The following is a 6,480-nucleotide window of genomic DNA, read 5'->3' as shown; positions in this document are numbered from 1 at the left end:
GGGCGGGGGGCGGTCGGTGAGGTGCATGATCTCAGTCTTCTGAGCACGTGAGGCGGCCGGTAGGCGCGACCTGCCTGGGAGGCCATAGCCTGAAGCTATGAGCGCGCTGCCCGATCTCGACTCCTTGAAGCTGCTGGTCGACGTCGGCGTGCTCGGCAGCCTCGGGCAGGCGGCCAAGGCTGCGGGCATCGCCCAGCCGTCGGCCAGCAAGCGCGTCGCCCACCTCGAACGCCGCCTCGGCCTCCCCCTTGTCGAGCGCACACCGCGCGGGTCCACGCTCACGGCCGAGGGCAGGATGGTGGCGGGCTGGGCCACCCAGGTGCTCGCCGCCGCCGAGGAGCTGATGCGGGCCGTCCAGGCCGTACGGCAGGCCGAGGCGGCGCACCTGCGGGTGGCCTCCAGCATGACCGTGGCCGAGTACCTCGTGCCCAGGTGGCTCGGCGAGCTTCAGAACCGGAAGCCGGACGTGCCGGTCGGGCTCGACGTGGTCAACTCCGCCGACGTCGCGGCCCGGGTGCTGGCCGAGGACGTGGAGCTGGGGTTCGTCGAAGGGCCGAGCGTGCCGGAGGGACTGGACAGCCGGGTCGTGGGGACCGACAGGCTGGTGGTCGTGGTGGCGCCGGGACATCCGTGGGCGCGGCGCCGTACGGTCCTGCGGGGCGCGGAGCTGGCCGCGACGCCGCTGGTGGTGCGGGAGCCGGGGTCGGGGACGCGGGAGACGCTGGACCTGGCGTTCAAGGGCCTGCACCAGGCCAGCCCGCGGCTGGAGCTGGGGTCGAACGCGGCGGTCAAAGGGGCCGCGCAGGCGGGGGCGGCGCCGGCGGTGCTCAGCGGGTACGCGGTGGAGGCCGACGTGGCGACCGGGCGGCTGGTCGAGGTGCCGCTGGCCGGGGTGAACCTGGTCAGGAGCCTGCGCGCGGTGTGGCGCCGCGGCCGTCCCCTCGCCGGCCCCGCCGCGATCCTGCTCGCCGTCGCCAGCCGTCCCTGACCGTTCCGGGCGTTGACGGATGGTGTGGTTTGGACCTTATGGTGCGTGGATGGGCGCTTATGACGTGATCGTGGCCGGCGGCGGGCACAACGGGCTGGTGGCCGCGGCGTACCTGGCCCGGGCGGGGCGGCGGGTGCTCGTCCTGGAGCGGTACGGCCACGTGGGCGGCCTGGCGATCTCCACCCGCGCCTTCCCCGGCGTCGACGTGCGCCTGTCGCGCTATTCCTACCTCGTCAGCCTCCTGCCACGCGAGATCGTCCGTGACCTGAGGCTCGATCTGGAGCTGCGCGGACGGCGCTACGCCTCGTACACGCCCAAGGGCGGCACTGGCCTGCTCGTCGACAACGAGGACCCGGCGCGTACGGCGGCCTCCTTCCGCGAGGTCACCGGAGGCCAGGCGGACCACGAGGCCTGGCAGGCCTTCTACGGCATGACCGCCCGCGTCGCCCGTGCTCTGGCCCCCACTCTGCTCGAACCCCTGCGCGCGCCGGCGGAGATCGAGCGGCTGGTCGGCGCGGAGGCCTGGCGCGACCTGTTCGCCAGGCCGATCGGCGAGACCGTGGAGGAACGCTTCGCCGACGACACCGTGCGCGGCGTCGTGCTGACCGACGCGCTCATCGGCACGTTCGCCGACACCGCCACCGACCTGTCGGCCAACCGGTGCTTCCTCTACCACGTGATCGGCGACGGAACCGGCGACTGGAACGTCCCCGTCGGCGGCATGGGCGCGGTCTCGCAGGCCATCGAGGCGGCGGCCAGGCGGGCCGGCGCCGAGATCAGGACCGGCGCGGAGATCGTGGGCATCTCGCCGTCCGGTGAGGTCACGTTCGTGACGGAGGACGGCGAGCACACGGTGAACGGCGGACACGTGCTGGTCAACCTGCCGCCCGCGGTGTTCGACCGGTTGACGGGCCGGCCGGCGACGGCTCCCGAGGGGGCGCAGCTGAAGGTCAACATGGTGCTGTCGCGGCTGCCCCGGCTGAAGGATCCTCAGGTGGACCCGCGGGCCGCCTTCAGCGGGACGTTCCACATCAACGAGGGGCGCGAGCAGCTCGCGAGGGCGTACGCGCAGGCGGCGCGTGGGGAGATCCCCGAGCTGCCGCCCGCCGAGGTCTACTGCCACTCCCTGACCGATCCGTCCGTCCTCGGCCCCGAGCTGCGGGGGAGGGCCGAGACGATGACCTTGTTCGGACTGCACATGCCCGCCCGGCTCTTCCGGGAGAATCCGGATCAAGCTCGGAAACAGGCGCTGGAGGCCACCTTCGCCTCCGTCAACGCGGTCCTGGCCGAACCCCTCGAGGACTGCCTGCTCAAGGCCCCCGACGGCAGCCCGTGCGTCGAGGCCAGGACACCCGTCGACCTCGAACGGGACGCGGGGCTCCCCGGCGGCCACATCTTCCACACCGACCTGAGCTGGCCGTACGCGGAGGAGCGCGGGTGGGGCGTGGAGACCGAGCACGAGCGCGTCCTCGTGTGCGGCGCGAGCGCCCGCAGGGGCGGTGGCGTGAGCGGGATCGGCGGGCACAACGCCGCCATGGCCCTGCTCGGCCGCTGACTGCCGCTGACCGCCGCTAACCGTCCGAGACGAGCTTGCCGGGCACCTCCAGCGCCACCGCCATCCGCTCCGCCGCCGGACCCTCCGTGTCGGCCAGGTGGGGCCGGAGGGGGCCCGTACGCCGACCATGAGTTCTTCCAGTCACGGACCCGCACGATGATCGCGGCCATCGACGACCGCGAGGCGCGTCACGTCGCGGTGAAGGAGATCAGGGAGATTCCTCGACGCGCTGGTCACCAAGGCGGAGGCCGACCCCCGCGACCTGCTCGGCCGGCTGCTCGGCGGCGGAGAGCTCGGCCGAGAGGAGATCGTGGGCGTGATGTTCCTGCTGCTCGTCGCCGGGCACGAGACCACCGCGGCATGATCCCGCTGGCCGCGCTGACGCTCCTGCGCCACCCCGCCCAGCTCGCCGCGCTGCGCGCCGACCCCTGCCTTCAAGGCGCTGCCCGTGGCGTGGTGATCCTCGGAAAAGAGACGAGGGGGCGTTCATCACCTTTTCATGATGAACCTCTAGCGTTTGCAACATGAGTGAGCCCGCACGGTTGCTGGTGGTGGACGACGAGCCCGCGTTGCGCGAGGCGCTGCAGTCGAGCCTGGAGTTCGAGGGCTACAAGGTCGCCACGGCCGGCGACGGGCACGCCGCGCTGGAGGCCTTGACGAGCGACTCGTTCGACGGGGTGCTGCTCGACGTCATGATGCCGCGCCTCGACGGGCTGACCGCGTGCCGCCGGCTGCGGGCGGCCGGCAACCACATCCCCGTCCTCATGCTGACCGCCCGCGACGCGGTCGGCGACCGAGTCTCCGGGCTCGACGCGGGAGCCGACGACTACCTCGTCAAGCCGTTCGAGCTGGACGAGCTGCTGGCCAGGGTGCGCGCGCTGCTGCGGCGCGGCGCTCTCAACGCCGGCCCCGCCGAGACCGGCGGCGTGCTCACGTACGACGACCTGCGCATGGACCCGGCCACCAGGGAGGTCACGCGCGGTGACCGCAGGCTCGACCTGACCAGGACCGAATACCTGTTGATGGAGCTGTTCCTCGCGCACCCGCGCCAGGTGCTGACGAGGGACCAGATCCTGAGCGAGGTGTGGGGGTTCGACTTCGAGCCGACGTCCAACTCGCTCGACGTCTACGTGATGTACCTGCGGCGCAAGACCGAGGCCGCCGGCGAGCCGCGCGTGATCCACACGGTGCGCGGCGTGGGGTACGTGCTGAGAGCGGCGCCGTGAGACGGGGGAGCCTGCGGTCCCGCCTCACCCTCCTCGTCACGGTGGCCGTGGCGCTGGCCATCACGGTGTGCGCGGGCATGTCGTGGTTCATCGTCCAGAACCAGCTGATCAAGCAGCTCGACCAGACCATCATGGACCCGGAGGAGTCGGGCGACAGGGACTTCCTTCTCCACCACTGCACCCCTGAGGGCTCGTCCGACGAGTACGCCGGCATGGCGATGCTGCTGCGCGCCGACGGCACCACGTGCTCGCTCGGCGCTCCCATCGTGTGGACGGAGGAGGACCTGACCCTGGTGGCCGACCGCCGCGAGCCGATCTGCCGTGACGGCGTGACCCGCGACGGCAAGCCGGTCCGCGTGGTGATCTCGAACTTCTCGCCCGGAACCGCCGTCCTGGAGGCGGCGCCGCTCTACCACACCAGGCGCACGCTGCGGAACACGGCGTTCGCGCTGGCGGCCGTCGCGGCCCTCGGCGTGTTCGGCGCCGCGTGGGCGGGCCTGGCCATCTCGCGCGCGGCGCTGCGCCCGGTCGGGGAGCTCACCCGGGCGGTCGAGCACATCGCGCAGACCGAGGACCTAGGCACCCGCATCCCCGTCAAGGGCAACGACGAGATCGCCCGCCTCAGCTCGTCCTTCAACGCCATGACCGCGGCCCTCGCCGGATCCCGCGAACGCCAGCAGCAGCTCGTCGCCGACGCAGGCCATGAGCTGCGCACCCCGCTCACCACCCTGCGCACCAACATCGACCTGCTGCTGCGCAGCGAACAGACGGGCCGCAGCCTCGACCCGGGCGCCAAGGAACGCCTCCTCGTCAACGTGAAGGCGCAGTTCGCCGAGCTGTCCACGCTCGTCGGCGACCTGCTCCAACTGGCCAGGGGCGACGCCGACCACGAGCCGCACGTCGAGCTGGCCTTCCACGAGGTGGTGACCGCCGCCGTGGAACGCGCCCGGCTGCGCGGCGCCGAGGTCGTCACCGACCTCCGCCCGTGGTACGTCGTCGGCGCCGCCGCCTCCTTGGAACGTGCCGTGCTCAACCTCATCGACAACGCCGGCAAGTTCAGCCCCGGCGGGCAGGTCGAGGTGAGGCTGCGCGGCGGCCGGCTGACCGTGCGCGACCACGGCCCAGGACTGCCCGAGGAGGACCTGCCGCACGTGTTCGAGCGCTTCTGGCGCTCGCCCTCGGCGCGCGGGCTTCCCGGGTCGGGGCTGGGGCTTGCGATCGTGGCGCAGGCGGTCGCGGAGGCGGATGGATCGGTACGCCTGGAGAACGCGCCGGGCGGCGGCGCGATCGCCACCATGGATCTGCCGGGAACTCCCGATCGACGGTCGGATACAAGGCCATATAACGGGCTGAATGACGACCGGCGGAATACGTCCGGCTAATTTATTCAGACAGGACCGAATTTATGCCGCAAATGGCCTCTGAGCAGGGGAAACTTTCTTCGGATCCATTTCGTCGGCGGCGCTCGGCGATGTACTCTCTTGGCAAAAGAACGGGACCGGAGATCCTTCACATCCCCGGTCCCTACCTCCAACGGTAGGGGAGATCGAGTTGAGCTACAAGGACGCGGCTGTCAAACTCGCTAACGAGTTGGCCACTGAGTTCGTCAACATTCGGGCGGATCGCATGGAATTGGGGCAGCAGCTCACCGAGCGCATCAACGGCGTGGGTTCCCGCGTCAAGATCGTCGACGGCAAGGTGACCACGCTCGACGCCAAGGTCGACACCCTGGACAGCAAGGTCGATGCCCTGGATGCCAGGGTGGGGTCGCTCGGGACCAAGGTCGATGCTCTGGATGCCAGGGTGGGGTCGCTCGGGACCAAGGTCGATGCTCTGGACGTCAGGGTGGGGTCGCTCGACGCCAAGGTCGATGCTCTGGATGCCAGGGTGGGGTCGCTCGACGCCAAGGTCGACGCCTTGGACGCCAAGGTCGACGGGCTGCAGGGGACGCAGCTCGAGATGATGAACATCCTCGTCGCCATCCAGCGCAAGCTCGACGTGAACTGATCCCCTCCCGAAGGGCGGGTCCGCAAGCGTCGTGGACCCGCCCTTTCGTGTGTTCGCGACCTCGGCGAGACGTTGCGCCGCGCGCCGGCTCAGTGGACGTCTGCCGGCGGACGGGCCCCCGGTGCCGTAGGCCTTCTCGCGCTGCTGCGGTGGGCGGTCGTTCAGGACACCGAAGGACCAAGCTGGGCCTTCGATGCGGTTCCGGGCTTGACAACGATGTCAGGGGCATCCTTGATGGTGCTATGGGCGCACCACTGATCGCCGCCCGCGGGATCGTGAAGAGCTACGGCCACGTGGAGGCACTGCGTGGTGCGGACTTCACGGCGCGACCGGGCGAGGTGGTCGCCCTGATCGGCGACAACGGTGCGGGGAAGTCCACCCTGGCGAAGATTCTTTCCGGCGTTGAACGGCCCGACTCGGGCACGATCGAGATCGACGGCCGGCCGGTGGCGTTCGGCTCGGTCGAGGAGGCCAGGGGCGCGGGCATCGAGACCGTCTACCAGGACCTCGCGCTCTGCGCCGAGCTCAGCCCGGCCGCCAACTACTTCCTCGGCAGGGAACGGCTCAGGCCTGGCCTGCTCGGGCTGCTGGGCGTGCTGGACAACGCCACCATGCGGCGCGAGACCCGGGAGGCGTGCGAGCGGCTCGGCGTACGGCTGAAGTCGGAGACCGCGCCGGTCTCGACGCTCTCGGGCGGGCAGCGG

General features: G+C 71.1%; 8 protein-coding genes. 6 read left to right on the top strand and 2 right to left on the bottom strand.

Features of this window, described 5'->3' with window-relative positions; translation table 11 throughout:
• Positions 1 to 97 precede the first annotated feature (97 nt).
• Positions 98 to 988 (top strand): LysR family transcriptional regulator, encoded by an 891-nt coding sequence (locus tag E1267_RS41900; protein WP_132341593.1) that lies wholly within the window; start codon positions 98 to 100, stop codon positions 986 to 988.
• A gap of 49 nt (positions 989 to 1,037) precedes the next feature.
• The gene (locus E1267_RS41895) at positions 1,038 to 2,543 is read left to right on the top strand and encodes a phytoene desaturase family protein (RefSeq protein WP_132341591.1); all 1,506 of its coding nucleotides are present in this window, start codon (positions 1,038 to 1,040) and stop codon (positions 2,541 to 2,543) included.
• A gap of 16 nt (positions 2,544 to 2,559) precedes the next feature.
• Here E1267_RS41895 and E1267_RS47545 read toward each other — a convergent pair whose 3' ends face one another.
• Positions 2,560 to 2,688 (bottom strand): hypothetical protein, encoded by a 129-nt coding sequence (locus E1267_RS47545; RefSeq protein WP_281283758.1) that lies wholly within the window; start codon positions 2,686 to 2,688, stop codon positions 2,560 to 2,562.
• Positions 2,689 to 2,751: 63 nt separating this feature from the next.
• Positions 2,752 to 2,889, bottom strand: coding sequence for a hypothetical protein (locus E1267_RS45115; protein ID WP_165960102.1), 138 nt, complete (start codon positions 2,887 to 2,889; stop codon positions 2,752 to 2,754).
• A gap of 178 nt (positions 2,890 to 3,067) precedes the next feature.
• On the opposite strand from E1267_RS45115, the gene E1267_RS41890 reads away from it, so the two are divergent.
• From E1267_RS41890 to E1267_RS41875, 4 genes are all read left to right on the top strand, one after another.
• The gene (locus E1267_RS41890) at positions 3,068 to 3,769 is read left to right on the top strand and encodes a response regulator transcription factor (RefSeq protein WP_132341589.1); all 702 of its coding nucleotides are present in this window, start codon (positions 3,068 to 3,070) and stop codon (positions 3,767 to 3,769) included.
• Positions 3,766 to 5,151 carry a HAMP domain-containing sensor histidine kinase gene (locus tag E1267_RS41885; protein WP_246064680.1) on the top strand — a complete coding sequence of 462 codons (1,386 nt, stop codon included), beginning with the start codon at positions 3,766 to 3,768 and terminating at the stop codon, positions 5,149 to 5,151. Before E1267_RS41890 ends, E1267_RS41885 begins: the two co-directional genes overlap by 4 nt.
• Positions 5,152 to 5,320: 169 nt before the next feature.
• Positions 5,321 to 5,776 carry a hypothetical protein gene (locus tag E1267_RS41880; RefSeq protein WP_132341587.1) on the top strand — a complete coding sequence of 152 codons (456 nt, stop codon included), beginning with the start codon at positions 5,321 to 5,323 and terminating at the stop codon, positions 5,774 to 5,776.
• A 242-nt stretch (positions 5,777 to 6,018) separates the two neighbouring features.
• The coding region (locus E1267_RS41875; RefSeq protein ID WP_132341585.1) for an ATP-binding cassette domain-containing protein at positions 6,019 to 6,480 on the top strand (462 nt) is incomplete at its 3' end.

Source organism: Nonomuraea longispora (assembly GCF_004348345.1).
GTDB classification, from domain to species: Bacteria; Actinomycetota; Actinomycetes; order Streptosporangiales; family Streptosporangiaceae; genus Nonomuraea; species Nonomuraea longispora.
Note: the sequence above shows the minus strand (reverse complement) of the source record. Positions and strands in the feature narration are given on the sequence as shown.

Excerpts from the sequence above, each read along its gene's own strand:
- E1267_RS41900 (WP_132341593.1), top strand. The coding sequence starts at position 98 with ATGAGCGCGCTGCCCGATCTCGACTCCTTGAAGCTGCTGGTCGACGTC.
- E1267_RS41895 (WP_132341591.1), top strand. The coding sequence starts at position 1,038 with ATGGGCGCTTATGACGTGATCGTGGCCGGCGGCGGGCACAACGGGCTG.
- E1267_RS41890 (WP_132341589.1), top strand. The coding sequence starts at position 3,068 with ATGAGTGAGCCCGCACGGTTGCTGGTGGTGGACGACGAGCCCGCGTTG.